Genomic DNA, 15,364 nt, shown 5'->3' on the forward strand with positions numbered 1-15,364 from the left:
TGCCAGCCCGGGTTGCCCCGGGCCGGCCTTTTTGAAATGAGGTGGTAAAGATGGATGGGGTTGTGCTCAAGATAGACAGGGGTTCGAAGCACGACGGACCAGGCCTGCGCACGGTCGTGTTCCTGAAAGGATGTCCTTTGCGTTGTAAGTGGTGTTCCACGCCGGAATCCCAGCAGAAAGATCCAATATTGCTGCATATGGAGACGCTTTGCGTCCGTTGCGGACGCTGCGTGGCCGCCTGCCCCGAAAAGGCGTTGTGGCTTGAAAAAATAGTTATTATTGATCGGCAGCGCTGCAAGCATTGCGGGAAGTGCAAGGATGCCTGTCTCAATAACGCCCTGCGTTTTTCCGGAATGATTATGAGCCTGGATGAAGTCTACAACGTGATCGAACGTTCCCGTTCTTTCTGGAACAGAATGCCGGGCGGGCTGACGATCAGCGGCGGTGAAGTGTTTTTACAGTTCGAGTTTTCCAAGGCCCTCCTGAAAAAATGTCATGAAGCCGGAATCAACACCAATATCGAAACCAGTTGCTTCGCCCCCATGGAAAAGGTGCAGGAGCTTCTGCCTTATCTGGACCATGTCTGCTGCGATGTGAAACACATGGATGACGAGAGGCATAGGGAACTCACCGGGGTCTCCAACCGGCAGATTCTGGAGAACATTCAAATGATCAGCCATGAGAAGGATCTGATCCTACGCTATCCGGTTATTCCGACCTACAACGATTCAGAAGAAAACATCGACGCGACCTGTGATTTTATCAAAACCCTGGGTGACAAATTCAACCGAGTCGACCTCTTGGCCTATCATGAGATGGGCACCATCACCTACCGCCGGCTTGGGCTCGAATATGCCCTTGAGGGCGTTCCCGCTCTGTCCAAGGAGAGGTTGATACTTGTGCGTGACCGCATGGTAGCCCGCGGCGTCAGGGCCGTTTTGGCGTAAATAAAAATATGAAGGAATGAAAAAAATGCAAGTAGAAATTATCAGAAATCAAAAAACCGAGCGTCACCAGGCCGAGCCAAACAGCAATCTTATGGATTTTTTGGTGCACCATGGTATCTTGTTAAACAGTGATTGCGCAGGCAGAGGCACTTGCGGCAAATGCGGCGTCAAGATCTTGTCCGGACAGCTTTCGACCGTCACAGCCGTGGAGTTAAAGCATTTTTCCCAGGAAGAGTTGGACGAGGGGTGGGTCCTTTCCTGCCAGCGCTTGATTAAAGAAGATATCGTGCTTGAGATTCCCAAGATTGAAGATGCCGTGAACAGAAAGATCGAATTGCAGAATTTTAGTCAGGAGCGTTTTACTGATCCCAATCTGGAAAAGTTCTTTGTTACTCTAAAGAAACCTGATCTTCATGATCAGCTGCCTGATTTGGAACGGTTGCTCCAGCAGGTGGAGGATATTAAAAAGACAGGGGTAAAGAGAGAGGCGCCTCTGGGGGTTTTAAATAAATTGCCGGAGTTGCTCAGATCATCTTCTTATGAAGTGACGGCAGTTTTAATGGATAATGCTTTAATAGCAGTGGAACCTGGCGATACCAGGGAAAGTCAATACGGCTTTGTCTTTGATATCGGGACGACCACCATTGCCGTTTATTTGGTTTGTTTAAAAACCGGCAAAGTAATTAGTGCCGGTGGGGAGACAAATCCCCAAGCCTCCTTCGGCGCAGATGTGGTGACCCGCATCAGTGTCGTGTCTGAAGATTTTAATAATTTAAAAAAGTTAAACGACCTGGTTGTAGAAACCATGGCCAATTTAATGAAAGAATTACTCCATGAAAACTCCATAGAAGAAAAATATGTTTATCATATAGCTGTTGTGGGCAATACAACCATGAGTCATTTGTTTTTGCAAGCTGATCCCAGGAATCTGGTTAAAGCACCTTTTATCCCCTGTTTTAAAGGCCGGATGACGGTGCAAGGCAAAGAAATGGGCTTCCCCATGCATCCGGAGGGAGAAATTGTTGTCCTGCCTAACATTGCCGGCTATGTTGGTTCTGATACCATGGGTGTGATGCTGGCGACGAAAATTTATGATCAGGAAGGGTATAGTCTGGCGGTTGATATCGGCACCAACGGTGAGATCGTTTTAGCCGGTGACGGTAAGATCCTCACCTGTTCCACTGCCGCGGGCCCGGCTTTTGAAGGGGCACAAATACATGATGGGATGCGTGCCGGGGATGGAGCCATTGAAAAAGTGAGCATTAAAAACGGCAAGGTTCAACTAAAGGTCATTGGCGATATGGCGCCGAAAGGGATCTGCGGTTCCGGTATCATTGATGCCATTGCCGCATTATATAAAGCGAACCTAATGAATTTTAAGGGGCAGCTTCTTGACAGCAGCAAATTGGAAGGGTCGGTAGATGAAAACCTGAAACAACGCATGCGCCGCAATGATAATATCTGGGAGTTCGTGCTGGCCTTTAAAGGTGAATACGGCAATGAACGAGATATTATTATTTCCCAAAAGGATATTCGGGAACTGCAGCTGGCTAAGGGAGCTATTGCTGCGGGCATTAAAGTTTTGGCAGAAGACCTGGGCATCTCCACTGCTCAGATCGACCGGGTATTTTTAGCGGGTGCTTTTGGCAACTACATCGACCAAAAAAATGCCGTGCTCCTGGGTATGTTTCCGGGCATCGACGTGCAGAAAATCATACCTGTGGGAAATGCCGCAGGGGAAGGGGCTAAGATGGCACTCTTGTCCAAAAAACAAAGAGAGTTGGCTGATCATCTCTCCGATAATGTGCACCATGTTGAGCTTTCATCCAGTGATGCCTTTTATACCAGCTTTATGAAGGAAATGATTTTTCCCAAAAAGGAGGTTGGGCAAGAGGTGGTTAAATAAATAAGGAAAGCAGGGGGTTTAATAGTCTTAGGGTTTGTTTTATTGGTTGCTTGTGCATTGGAATCATATCTTATCGTATAGATTAGGACTATAAAAAAACGGTTTATTTAACCGTTTTTTTAAAAAAATTAAATTTTTGAGGATGGAAAATAAAGATTTGATTTGAACACCGACATGTTATAATTAATTAAGAAAATTTTTATGGTTTGCATGAATGAATCAGTTTCTTTATTTTCTGCGTTCCATTCGATTATTTATTTTAAATGAACGAAGTGTCTGCTTTATGGGGGAAGAGGGGGCTAGAATATGACTTCAGAAAAGACGGGAGCATGGCCTTTAAAAGAAGATTTGGATAAATATGCTGTTGCAACACAGGTTCCCGTCTGGGTAGGCGGAGAAAAAGTGCTTGCCGACAGGGTTGTCAAAACGGCTTGTCCCCACAATTGTTATGATACCTGCGGTATGTTGGTTTATGTTAAGGATGAGAAAGTCATCAAAATCGAAGGTGATCCGGATCATCCTATAACCAGGGGACATCTTTGTCTTAAGGGGTATGCTAATGTACAAAAAATCAACAGTCCGGATCGGGTTAAATATCCTTTAATGCGGGTGGGTAACCGAGGCGAGGGGAAATTTAAACGCATCAGCTGGGATGAAGCTTTCGCTTATATTGTAGAAAAACTGGAAGATATCAAAGAAAAGTATGGGGGCGAAGCCCTGGCCGAATATGCTTATTCCGGTAATCGGGAGCATATGGCCAAGGCTGTGAGCAAACGTTTTTTAAATCTTTACGGGGCCAGCCAAACAGTGGGCAGTTTTTGTGTGCTTTCCGGTGTTGCCGGGTCTTATCACACCTTAGGTTTTCAGCATACCATGTCACCGGAGATTTGGTCCGAGCATACCGAATTGATCATGCTGGTCGGTCGTAACCCTTCGGCGACCAACCCCCACCTCTATCCTTTCTTATATCATGCCATGGAGCGGGGGGCCAAGCTGATTGTTGTTGATCCTTATGTTACGGCAGTGGCATCCAAGGCCGATGTGCATTTGCGTCCGCGTCCGGGCACAGACGGGGCCATGGCCTTGGGCATGATCCGTCACATCATTGAAAATGATCTGCATAACATGGATTTTATCGCTAAATATACCCATGGATTTGAGGATCTGGTAAAACTGGTTCAGGAATGGACTCTGGATAAAACAGCAGAAGTAACGGGAATTCCGGCGGATCAAATAAAATTGGCGGCCGAAATGTATGCCACCCATGATTCTCATATGGAGTGCGGTTATGGGCAGCAAAGATATAGCAACGGTCATCAGACCCAGAGAGCATTAGCCTGTTTGGCAGCCGTTTGCGGTCATATCGGCAAAAAGAGTGCCAATTATAATTTTATGGATGCCATGGGGTTTCCTTCCTTATCTGGTTTTGTTGCCTGTTCCAAGGTTTCCAATCCCGAGGGTGCTTTCCTCCGTAAAACCCGGATGATCAACATTGCCGCTTTTGCCAAAGCGATGCGTGCAGCAGAGGACCCTCCTCTGAAAGCGGTTATTTCCTGGCGGGGCGGCTTGGTTTCTCAGCAGCCCTATGTGGATTACACCATTGAAGCCTTGAAGGCACTGGACCTCTTTGTGGTCATCGAACAATTTATGACCGATGATACCGATTGGGCGGATATTGTTTTGCCCGCCTGCCATTTCCTGGAACAGTATGGGTTACATCCTTCCTATTGGCATCATTACAACCAGATTGTGGTACCGGTATGCCAGCCATACTATGAGGCGGTGCCGGATATTGAGATCTGGTCGGAATTGGCTCGGCGTATGGGTTATGAAGAATATTTTCCCCGTGATATTACCGGTTTGGATTGGATTCGTGTCTTAATTGAATACGAATGTAATGTGGATGAAATGGTCTCACCCAAAGGACCAGCCCTGTTGCCGGAAAGCTGGTGTCCCACTGTTCCTTATCATGATTATCAGTTTACCACCCCCACCGGGAAGATTGAACTCTACTCTGTGGGCATGGAACAAAGAGGTAAAGAAGTTACGGGTGATTTTGAACCGGTGCCCCATTTTGTCGAGCCGGACGAAAGCCCGATGGCTACCCCCGAACTTGCTGCCAAATATCCCTTAACTATTATTTCCCAGCACCCGGCTTTTCGCACTCACTCCCAATTTTACAACCTGCCCTGGATTAAAGAAATCGAAGGTCCGGCGAAAGTGTTTATCAATAAAAAGGATGCCTTGGACAGAGGGATACAAGACGGGGATCAGGTGGCTGTTTTTAATGACCGGGGCAGATTGGAAAACATTTTGGCCAAGGTTAGTAATCGGGTCCAAGCCGGGGTGGTGGAATTAAGCAGCGGCATGTGGGTGAAACTTGGCTGGAGCGTGAACAAATTGACTGCTTTAAGTTATGGAGGACCCAGGGAATTTCCTGATGGGATTATGCATGAATACCAGCCTTTTGTGGATGGTAATACCACTGCCTATTTTAACACCTTGGCGGATATTGAAAAAATGCAGTAAGGTGAGTGATCACAGATGAAAAATAACCAGAAGATATTCTATGTGGATACGGACCGCTGTATGAATTGCCGTGCTTGTGAAGTTGCCTGCAAAATGGAACAGAATTTGCCGGCAGGTCCCAGATATTTGGTTGTTACCGAGACAGAAGTAACAAGGGAAGACAGAGATCATTGTGAGTTCTTCCCCATGAACTGTATGCATTGCGGTAATCCCCCCTGTGCCAAGGTTTGTCCTGTCAATGCCATCACCAAGCGGATGGAAGATGGGGTGGTGGTAGTGGATCAAAGTAAATGTATCGGCTGCCGGGTATGTCTTTGGGCCTGTCCTTTTGGAGCACCTCAGGTTGGTATCAACGGAAAAATGGAAAAATGCAATCTGTGCCTCCATTCTCTGGTAGAAGGAGCACTCCCTGCTTGTGCCCGGGCTTGTTGCGGTGAAGCAATTAAAGTGGGTACCATGGAGGAAATAATAGCTTATGTACGTGAAAAATATGCCCAGTCCTGCCAAAAAAAATTATCCTATATCAGAGATGTTTTTTCGGATTGAAGAGAAGAAGATTCCGGCATGCGGTGTACAGGATACTCTCAGGGTGCTTCCTTGCTTGATCGGGGGCAGGAATGGCCCGGAATGGACATCTGCCGGCAGTGTTCCATGTTACGATTGAAGGATGCCGAATAATTTCCCGTGATTGAAGAAGCCCCTGCCGTCAAGCTGCAGGGGTTTCTTCATGGCCAATTTTTTCGTTGTTAATCAAATTCCAAGACTCCCACTTCTATAAGTGGGAGCTCCTATTTTCACTTCTGGTGGGGTAGATTCCCCATCTGAAGCCCCGATGTTCAGCTTTAGCTGAACGAGTTCACTGGGAAGACCCTTAAAAAATGGTTTCTTGTTGCAGAATAAAACAAAAAAATTCCTCTAATGGATAAATATCATGAATATGATTTGAAATAAAACACTTATGTATCGTTTTAAGACAGTTTTGTTTTAAAATTAGAAAAAACCAGGCAATGCACCACGATCAAACAACCATTTTCACAAAAATTATTAGGCCAATTTGTTCTTAAATTCACGACCAAAAGCGGGAAAAGAGGGGCCATAAAAGCAAAAACCCTTGCAAGGAAAGGGTTTTGGAATATATTACATCCGGCTTATGTTGGCATCGAATTTGCAATATAGATTAAGGTAAAGCTAAGTTTCTTTTAACAGAGAAAATATAATTTGCCGGAAAAATTTATTAAAAAACCCTTGATCAACACGGGTTAGGGGAGTTTCGGATCATTTAAAATCAAAAATAAGAACTATTACTGACAAAGTTGGCATGGGTTTTGCAATAATATAAGAGCATACAGATTAAAAACATCATGAATTGACTTTTAAGATGCTCGTGATCATTGGAACGAAGTATTAGGGTAAAATGCGGATATATTTCTCTGGAACCGGACGATTCCATCAACACCGGGATAAAGATGCAAGGGGGTGGTAAATATCATTGAGGTAACTGATATTGCCTTAAAAAAACTGACAGAGCTGATGAGCAGCAAAAAGCAGCCGGTGCGGCTGGAATTAATTGAGGATGGGTGTGGATGAGCCAGAACCCCGGAGGTCAGTCTGACGTTAGGTGAAATAAATCAAGATGATGAAGTAATTGAGATTGGCGGGATCGAATTTATCTTTGCTAAGGATCTCAAGGAGAAGGTAACACCGGTTAAGATTGATTATAACATGAAACCATGGGAAAGAGGTTTTGTGGTAACCTCAGCTTAGGTAATAAGCCCTGAAGAAGGGCAATAAATATTAGTTAAAAAATAAATTAAAGGTAAAAACAAGGAGGCAATTAAAAAATGGCTGTTGAAACAAAGGCTCGTAAGTACAGTGATGAAAGAGTTCACAATTTAAAAGCAATTTTACTGGATGCTCCCCAAAAGCTGGATAACGAACGTCTGGAATTATTAAATGAAATTTATCCTTTAACAGATGGCGAGCCGCAGATCCTCAGAAGAGCAAAATTACTTGCCCATATTTTAGAAAATAAAACTTTGTATATTGATGACAGCATCTTTGCCGGCAGCTTGACCCAATATGTTTGCGGCGTTTATGCTTTCCCGGAATGGAACTGCGACTGGATGAAAAACAATGAAGGTACCATTATCAGCCACTTGGGCGAAGTAGAAGTTACGGAAGCAGACCGTGCCACCTTCGGTGATATTGTTAACTATTGGGGCACCCGCAACTGTTACGACAATGCCAACAAAATGTTTGAAGAAGTTTATGGCTACAGCTCCATGCCTGCACAGGAAACCGGTGTTTTCTATGACGGCAACTCTTGGCCGGCCGGCGGCGGAACCATGAACTATGAAAGATTTATTAACCAGGGCGCTGCTAACATTAAAAAAGAAGCCCAGGAACGTATGCATGAATTGGTAGTATCCAGTGAAAACAGAGAAAAATTCCATTTCTATCAAGCAGTAATTATCGTCATGGATGCCATGATTACCTGGGCACATCGTTATGCGGCATTAGCTCGGGAAATGGCTGCCCAAGAACAAAATTACGAACGCAAGATGGAATTATTGGAAATGGCTGAAACCTGTGAATGGGTTCCGGAAAATCCTGCTCGTACCTTGAAAGAAGCAATGCAGAGTTTCCTCTTTGTTCATCTGGCTCTGGAAATCGAAGTTACCGGTTGCGGTTACTCCTTAGGGTATTGGGGACAATACATGCAGCCTTTCTATGAAAAGGATATTGCCGAAGGCAGAATCACCAGAGATGATGCTCTCACCATGACCAAATTAGCCTTCATTAAATTACAGGAAATCGGTTACTATCATGGACCTAAATTTGCTAAAGCTTGGTCCTCCCACGTGGGGCAGACCTTGTGTATCGGCGGCTTGACCAGAGAAGGCCAGGATGCTACCTGCGAAATGGACTATATCTGCTGTGATGCCCATATCGACTTAAAGAATATTCAGCCCCCATTGGCTCTGTTCTGGCATCCGATGATGCAAGAAGATTTCCTCTTTAGATGTGTAGAAGTAATAAAAACCGGTGTTGGTCATCCCCAGATTATGAACACCCCGGTAGCTATTACCAGAATGATGGATATGTTCCATGAAGAAGGCGTTAGCTTAGAAGATGCAAGACGTGTAGCCATCTTTGGTTGTGTTGGTACTGACATTGCCAACAAAACCTCCCACCCGGTAGAAGGTGAAGTTTGTATCGGCAAAGCTTTTGAATTGGCTTTCAATAACGGTGTAGATCCTCTGACCGGTATCGAAGTTGGACCTAAGACCGGCGACCCGGTTGACTTCAAGACCTTTGATGAAATGTTTGAAGCTTACCGTGAACAGGCTGATTGGGCAGTAGCAACCATGCGCCGCCATGGTCGTGTCGGTAACGATCATCAGGCTACCAATCTACCCTTAACTCTGCGTTCCGTGATGACCGATGGCTGCATGGAAAGCGGTAAGGACTGCTGGAATGATGGCGCACAATATACAGCTGAGCTGATGATTAACGTGGGTACTGTTGATGCTGCCAACTCCATGCTGGCCATTAAAGACCTGGTATTTGATCAAAAGAAATTGACCATGGCACAATTGAAAGAAGCTGTGCTGGCTAACTTTGAAGGATATGAAGACATCCAAAAGATGTGCTTGGATGCTCCTAAACATGGTAACGACATCAAAGAAGTTAACGAGTTTGTACGTAAATGCTACGATGTAGTTTGGGAAGCTTATTATAAAGCCGGCCGTAACTACTGCGGCAAATTGGGCAAACCGGATGCATACTCCAACAGCTTGCACAACCTGTTTGGTGCGGTTATGGGTGCTTTACCCAACGGCCGACCTGCTTATCGTGCCCTGACTGACGGCAGTGTTTCCGCTACACCTGGTACCGACCATGAAGGACCGACCGCTCTGATTAACTCAGCAGCCTATGCCCTTGATACCGTTAAATTTAACTCCAATCACTTTAATGTGAAATTTAATCCTTCGGCAGTGGAAACTCCTCGGGGCATGAGAAACCTGCTGAGCCTGGTTAAAACCTATATGGATCAAGGCGGTTCGCACATTCAGTTTAACATCGTGAGCAGCAAAACCTTGCAGAATGCGAAACTGCAACCGGAAAAATATAAAGACTTAGTCGTTCGGGTTGCCGGATTCAGCGCCTACTTCACCAGACTGGATCCAGGGGTTCAAGATGAAATCATCAAGAGAACCGAATTAACCTTCAAATAAAAATTAAACTAAACTAGGCAATTAAAAAGCCTCCCGCCTGGAAAAGAGCGGGAGGCTTTTTTTAAAAAAAAAGGAGGACGGGAAAATGACCCAACAAGATGCGTCTTCAGAAGTCAAAGGACTTATTTATAATATCCAAAGATATTCCACGGAAGACGGACCCGGACTACGCACCACTGTTTTTTTTAAAGGCTGCCCCCTCAGATGCCTTTGGTGCAGCAACCCGGAGTCCATCTCTCATAAACCCCAAATGATGTTTTTCCCCCAAACATGTGTCCAGTGTTACGCTTGTCTGGAGGCATGTCCCAAGGGTGCTAATAAAAAGATGGAAGACGGTTCTGTAGTTGTTGACCGGACAATTTGTCAAAATTGCGGCGCCTGCATCGATGTTTGCCCGGCTAATGCCAGACAGATGTCAGGTAAATGGATGACAGCGGACGAAGTTTTCGAGGTCATCAAAAAAGATTCTGTTTATTATACCAATTCCGATGGGGGGGTAACCTTCAGCGGCGGGGAGTGTACTGCCCAGGCGGATTTTCTGATCGAGCTGATCGACAAGTGTTACAATATGGGATTTCATACCTGTGTTGATACCTGTGGCTTTGCCTCTTGGGAAGTATTGGAGAAGGTTTTATCAAAGGTGGATATGGTGCTCTTTGATATCAAACACATGGATCCCGAGAAGCACAAAGAAATCACCGGCGTTGACAATCAGCTGATCTTGGAAAATGCCGGTAAAATTAAAAATATGGGTATTGAGATGCATATCAGGTTCCCGATGATTCCCGGGTACAATGATGATGAAAAAAACCTGAAAGCTTTGGGTCGTTTTATGAAATTATGGGGCCTGGACAAGATCGACATTCTGCCTTATCACCGCATGGGGTCCAATAAATATGAGGCATTGGGCCAAAGATATTTTCTGGGAGACTTACCTTCCCTGGAGAGAGAGAATGTAAAAAAAGCCGTTAATATCCTGGAGTCCTATGATTTGGAAGTTGATGTAGTTTAATTAAAAAACGGTTTCCGCCGGCAAGGTCGAAGCCGTTTTAATTATAATTATGATCATAATTGCAACTGTTAACTTCTATCAGTATGCTGACCTAAACATGCTTAGTTCAAGGTTTCACATTTTAAATCATAAAGGAGGTTGTTCAGAACGTGGAAACATTGGTAAAAAATGCAGTCTGTGAAATTGACCGTGCCTACCTGTTTAATCATATACATCTGAAAGAGACTGCTTCCTATGCCAAAAAGGTTGATAAATTAATTGAAGAGGCCCTGGCGATCGGAAAACCCCAAATTGCCTATAAGCTGGCCTATGTGGACGAAAAGGGTGATGATTATGTCGTTATTGACGGCATTAAATTTACCAGTAAAATTCTGCCGATTAATTTGGCCGACAGCAATAGGGTGGCAGCTTTTGTAGTGACCAGCGGCACGGAGCTGGAAGAATGGTCCAAAGCTTTTGACGATGCCTTTGGTAAGCTGGTGGCTGATGGCATCAAAGAAGAAATACTGCGCAGCGCAACCCTCAAACTTTTCCCTGACATCTCAGAAGAATTTGATTTCGGCAAAACAGCAATGATGAACCCCGGATCTTTGCCGGAATGGCCTTTGGAAGAGCAAAAACCCTTATTTAAATTGCTGGGAGATGTGAAAGGTTTAATTGGTGTAGAGTTATCGGAGAGCTGTTTAATGGAACCCATCAAATCAGAATCCGGTTTTTATTTTCCCACGGAATCCAATTATGCCAACTGTCAGCTCTGTCTCCATGAAAAGTGTCCCGACAGAAAAGCACCCTTTGACAAAGATCTTTATGAGAACAAATATCAGCTTTCAAAATAAGAAAGGATAAGAAAGGATTTAAGAAATTTCTTCTACACCCTGTTTTTTTCTGCTATAATAAACCTAGTCAACAAGACTGGGTTTTTTCATATCAGCATGTCGTCCTGTTAATATAGATTTGATCAGATATTAAGGATTTGGCCGGGATTCCAGCTTGACGTGGGCTGAGTTTTTAATGCATTATTATAGATGGAGGGGAGTAGGTTTCTTTGAATGGTCGGGATAGAGTATGGCAGGCAATATCGGGTCAAGGGGCGGATCGCCCGCCCAAGGGAGAGATGTTTATTGCACCGGGGATGATGAAATTATTTCAGCAAAAGGATTTACCTTCTCTTTTGCAGTATCTTAATGCTGATTTAGTGACCTTTGAAATGTGGCAGCCGGAAATTCCCTGGAATTCCTGGCGTCAGGAAGGCTACTTTACCATGGGCCTTTATCAGGGGCCGCTTACGATGTTAATTAAACAAACTGATTTTACTCAGATGTGTTATCTGGTTGTGCGGGAGCCGAAGGAAGCAGCCAAAACCATGAAAGCCATCATTCAGGATACGAGGGGTCAAATTGACCGTGCCCTGAAGGAAGGCTGCGAAGGGGTTTTATTGGCGGATGACCTGGCGGGAACTGATGGTTTAATGGTTTCACCTCGGTTCTTGCAGGAATATTATTTTCCTCTGCTAGCAGATTTGATTGCTGAATACGGGAAGGATCAAGTCCCTTTCCTTTTTCATTCGGACGGCCAGGTTCTGGATCTGGTGCCTATGCTGAAAAATACCGGGTTTCGGGGCATCCAGTGTCTCCAGCCTTCTTGCGGCATTGGTCCGCATAATTTTGATTTTAAGGAATACGACGATTGGGTTTTTTGGGGTAATTTTGAATACGAAGACGGTCCGGACATTAAGTCTCTGGAACGGGTTAAAGAGGAAATTCCTCTGTTATTAAAAAAATGGCAGCATCATCCCCGGTATATCTTTGGGTCTTCCGGCGGACTGTATGAGGATTTATCACCTGAAATCATTAAAGCGGCCTATGATCTGGTGCGTTAATGGCTGAAAATTTTCCGATAAATAGCATTCTGAAAGGGATGCTATTTTTTCATCCCGGGAGGATATCTTTTTTCACCGCCATTTTTCTGGTATAATGGTAAAGTAGGGCAGTATATAGGAGGGAAGAAATTGCCGGTTAAACCCCAGTTTGCGGAAGTCATTGTGAATAAAGCAGTCCAGGCAGTTGACCGGATATTTCATTACCAAATACCGGATAGATTAGCAGCTCAAATCGAGGTTGGTTCCATCGTGATAGTTCCTTTTGGCAGACAGAAACTGGAAGGAATTGTCGTGGGCTTTGTTGCGGAACCGGAGGTGGCCCAGGTCAAGGAAATTGATGAACTGGTATTTCCCTTCCCCCTTTTAAGCAAAGCATTAATTGATCTGGCTTATTGGATGGCGGATTATTATCTTTGCCCCAAGGTTTCGGCTCTGCAGTCGATGCTGCCGGGAGGCTTAAAATTTCTCCCCACCGGGCTCAAAGGGAAGAATACTGAATTTGCTTTTTTGGTGCAACCATCCGGTGGCCTGGGGCAAGAAGGCAAACCTCCGGGGAGAATCGGACCAAAACAGCAGCAGATTTTGGCATACCTGGGGGAACATCCCGGCAGCCCTGTCACTCAGATGCTTGCTGCAACCGGTGCTTCCCGTTCCTCTCTTAAATCCCTTCTGGAAAAAGGGCTGGTTGAGGTGACGCGGGAGGAGGTCTATCGGGATCCTTACGGCCAAAGAAAATTACCTAAGGCCGATCAGCATCAGCTTACAGAGGAACAAATTAATGTATTGAAATCCATCGAAACTGAATATGCATTAAATAACCGACCAATACTGTTGCATGGGGTCACGGGCAGCGGTAAAACAGAAATCTATCTGCGTTTGATTGAGCGGATGCTCACGGATGGGAAAGAATCAATTATTTTGGTGCCGGAAATTTCTCTGACCCCCCAGCTGGTATCGGTTTTTAAGTCCCGCTTAGGTGAAAAAGTGGCGGTCTTACACAGCGGTTTGAGCTGGGGTGAACGGAGGGATGCCTGGGTCAATATTGCCCGAGGTGTGGTCAAGGTGGTGGTGGGCGCCCGGTCCGCGGTTTTTGCTCCCTGTTTTCATTTAGGGTTAATTGTGATGGATGAAGAACATGAGCAAAGCTATAAGCAGGATAATGTGCCCCGCTTTCATGCCCGGGAGGTGGCCCTGGAAAGATGCCGTCTGCAAAAGGCCTCTTTTCTTATGGGCAGTGCCACACCCAGTGTGGAAACCTATTATTGGGCATTAGAGGGCAGATACCGTTTAATCACTTTAAAGTACAGGATTTATCAAAGGCCAATGCCCACGGTAAAAATTGTGGATATGAGGCAGGAATTAAAGGAAGGCAATCGTTCTATTTTCAGTCGCCTGCTGCAGGAAAAATTAAGAGAGCGTTTTTCCCGGGGCGAGCAATCCCTGCTCTTCTTAAATCGACGGGGTTATCACACCTTCGTTTCCTGCCGCACCTGCGGCATGGTGCTGAAATGCGCTCATTGCAATATTTCCCTCACTTCCCATGGGGGGAACCGCCGTTTAAGCTGCCATTATTGCGGTTATAGTATTCCTGTACCGAAGACCTGCCCTCAGTGCGGGTCCCTGGCCATCCGTCATTTTGGCACCGGTACGGAGCGAGTGGCGGAAGAGGTAAAAAAGCTTTTGCCTGAGGCCCGGGTGGCCCGGGCGGACGGGGACACCACTGCCCGGAAAGGCGCCTATGACGAAATTTATTTTGGTGTCAAAAGCGGGGCGGTTGATGTTTTGGTAGGAACTCAGATGATCGCCAAAGGTCTGGATTTTCCTTTAGTGACTCTGGTGGGAGTAATATCTGCCGATATGGCCTTGCATCTGCCGGAAATGCGGGCCGGAGAGCGGGCATTTCAGTTGATTACTCAGGTTTCCGGACGGGCGGGAAGAGGTGCTCTCCCGGGAGAAGTGGTGCTGCAAACCTATAACCCGGAGGATCCTACTTTGCTCGCTGCGGCCAGACAGGATTACAGCACCTATTATCAGGGAGAAATCGAGAGGAGAAGGATCTCAGGTTATCCCCCTTTTGGCTCTGTGATTCGGATTTTATTTTCCGGGGAAGATTACGGCCATCTGCAAAGAGATGCTCTGATCATCGCCCGTTTCGTACAGGCAGAGTTAAATGAAGAAAGTGAAATATTAGGACCGGCGCCGGCGCCTTTAGAGAAGATCAAGGATCGTTTCCGGATTCAAATGATGATCAAGACGAGGAATTTAGCCGAGACCAGGCTGGACCTGGTACGGGGATTAGATTTGGCACGGGGGGAAGGTTATCCCCATAAAAATATTCTGGTGGCGGTTGACGTTGAACCGCTGAATATGATGTAAAGGAGGGGCTGAAAACGGCTGTTTATGAAATTGTTAAAATAGGTGATCCTCTTTTAAGAGAAAAGGCAAAAAAGGTACCCAAGGTTAATGCCAACATTGAAAAGCTTTTGGACAATATGGCGGATACCATGCGGGCGGCTGACGGCGTAGGCCTGGCGGCACCCCAAATTGGTATTTCCAAGTGTGTCGTGGTTATTGACGTGGGAGAGGGCTTGATCGAACTGATCAATCCGGAAATTATCGCCCAGGAGGGGCACGAATTGGATGCGGAAGGCTGCCTCAGTGTCCCTGATATGCAGGGCAAAGTGATGCGCGCCCTTAAGGTTACGGTCAAGGGGCTGGATCGAAGAGGGCAGGATGTCCATATCACAGGAGAGGGACTTCTGGCCCGAGCCCTGCAGCATGAAATCGATCATTTGCATGGTGTGCTTTTTGTTGATAGAATGGTAAAATAAGAGCAGTCAATTAAGTTTTTAA

10 protein-coding genes are annotated in these 15,364 nt (G+C 45.7%); all 10 read left to right on the forward strand.

What is annotated here, in order from left to right:
* Positions 1 to 50: 50 nt before the first annotated feature.
* The 10 genes from CEQ75_RS09460 (at position 51) to def (ending at position 15,342) form a co-directional block, all read left to right on the forward strand.
* On the forward strand, positions 51 to 947 hold the full coding sequence (locus CEQ75_RS09460) for a glycyl-radical enzyme activating protein (protein WP_089610112.1): 897 nt from the start codon (positions 51 to 53) through the stop codon (positions 945 to 947).
* A gap of 25 nt (positions 948 to 972) precedes the next feature.
* Positions 973 to 2,853 carry an ASKHA domain-containing protein gene (locus CEQ75_RS09465; protein WP_198306495.1) on the forward strand — a complete coding sequence of 627 codons (1,881 nt, stop codon included), beginning with the start codon at positions 973 to 975 and terminating at the stop codon, positions 2,851 to 2,853.
* Between the two features lie 306 nt (positions 2,854 to 3,159).
* Positions 3,160 to 5,382: a molybdopterin-containing oxidoreductase family protein gene (locus tag CEQ75_RS09470; protein WP_089610116.1), complete on the forward strand. Its 2,223-nt coding sequence runs from the start codon at positions 3,160 to 3,162 to the stop codon at positions 5,380 to 5,382.
* 15 nt (positions 5,383 to 5,397) lie between these two features.
* The gene (locus CEQ75_RS09475; protein WP_089610118.1) at positions 5,398 to 5,928 is read left to right on the forward strand and encodes a 4Fe-4S dicluster domain-containing protein; all 531 of its coding nucleotides are present in this window, start codon (positions 5,398 to 5,400) and stop codon (positions 5,926 to 5,928) included.
* A 1,295-nt stretch (positions 5,929 to 7,223) separates the two neighbouring features.
* The gene (locus tag CEQ75_RS09480) at positions 7,224 to 9,620 is read left to right on the forward strand and encodes a glycyl radical protein (RefSeq protein WP_089610120.1); all 2,397 of its coding nucleotides are present in this window, start codon (positions 7,224 to 7,226) and stop codon (positions 9,618 to 9,620) included.
* A gap of 85 nt (positions 9,621 to 9,705) precedes the next feature.
* Entirely contained in the window at positions 9,706 to 10,632 is a 927-nt protein-coding gene (locus tag CEQ75_RS09485) for a glycyl-radical enzyme activating protein (RefSeq protein WP_089610122.1), read from the forward strand.
* Between the two features lie 149 nt (positions 10,633 to 10,781).
* Positions 10,782 to 11,468, forward strand: a complete 687-nt coding sequence (locus CEQ75_RS09490) for a vitamin B12 dependent-methionine synthase activation domain-containing protein (protein ID WP_089610124.1) — start codon at positions 10,782 to 10,784, stop codon at positions 11,466 to 11,468.
* A gap of 209 nt (positions 11,469 to 11,677) precedes the next feature.
* Positions 11,678 to 12,511 (forward strand): uroporphyrinogen decarboxylase family protein, encoded by an 834-nt coding sequence (locus tag CEQ75_RS09495; RefSeq protein ID WP_089610126.1) that lies wholly within the window; start codon positions 11,678 to 11,680, stop codon positions 12,509 to 12,511.
* 129 nt (positions 12,512 to 12,640) lie between these two features.
* Positions 12,641 to 14,887 carry a primosomal protein N' gene (gene priA / locus CEQ75_RS09500; protein ID WP_089610128.1) on the forward strand — a complete coding sequence of 749 codons (2,247 nt, stop codon included), beginning with the start codon at positions 12,641 to 12,643 and terminating at the stop codon, positions 14,885 to 14,887.
* Between the two features lie 8 nt (positions 14,888 to 14,895).
* A complete protein-coding gene (gene def / locus CEQ75_RS09505; protein WP_089610130.1) occupies positions 14,896 to 15,342 on the forward strand; it encodes a peptide deformylase in 447 nt (148 codons plus the stop codon).
* Positions 15,343 to 15,364 lie beyond the last annotated feature (22 nt).

This window comes from Dehalobacterium formicoaceticum, from assembly GCF_002224645.1.
GTDB classification, from domain to species: Bacteria; Bacillota; Dehalobacteriia; order Dehalobacteriales; family Dehalobacteriaceae; genus Dehalobacterium; species Dehalobacterium formicoaceticum.

What these genes read in the sequence shown, in the direction of transcription:
- CEQ75_RS09460 (WP_089610112.1), top strand. Translation starts at nt 51, where the DNA reads ATGGATGGGGTTGTGCTCAAGATAGACAGGGGTTCGAAGCACGACGGA.
- CEQ75_RS09480 (WP_089610120.1), top strand. Translation starts at nt 7,224, where the DNA reads ATGGCTGTTGAAACAAAGGCTCGTAAGTACAGTGATGAAAGAGTTCAC.
- CEQ75_RS09475 (WP_089610118.1), top strand. Translation starts at nt 5,398, where the DNA reads ATGAAAAATAACCAGAAGATATTCTATGTGGATACGGACCGCTGTATG.
- CEQ75_RS09485 (WP_089610122.1), top strand. Translation starts at nt 9,706, where the DNA reads ATGACCCAACAAGATGCGTCTTCAGAAGTCAAAGGACTTATTTATAAT.
- CEQ75_RS09465 (WP_198306495.1), top strand. Translation starts at nt 973, where the DNA reads ATGCAAGTAGAAATTATCAGAAATCAAAAAACCGAGCGTCACCAGGCC.
- CEQ75_RS09470 (WP_089610116.1), top strand. Translation starts at nt 3,160, where the DNA reads ATGACTTCAGAAAAGACGGGAGCATGGCCTTTAAAAGAAGATTTGGAT.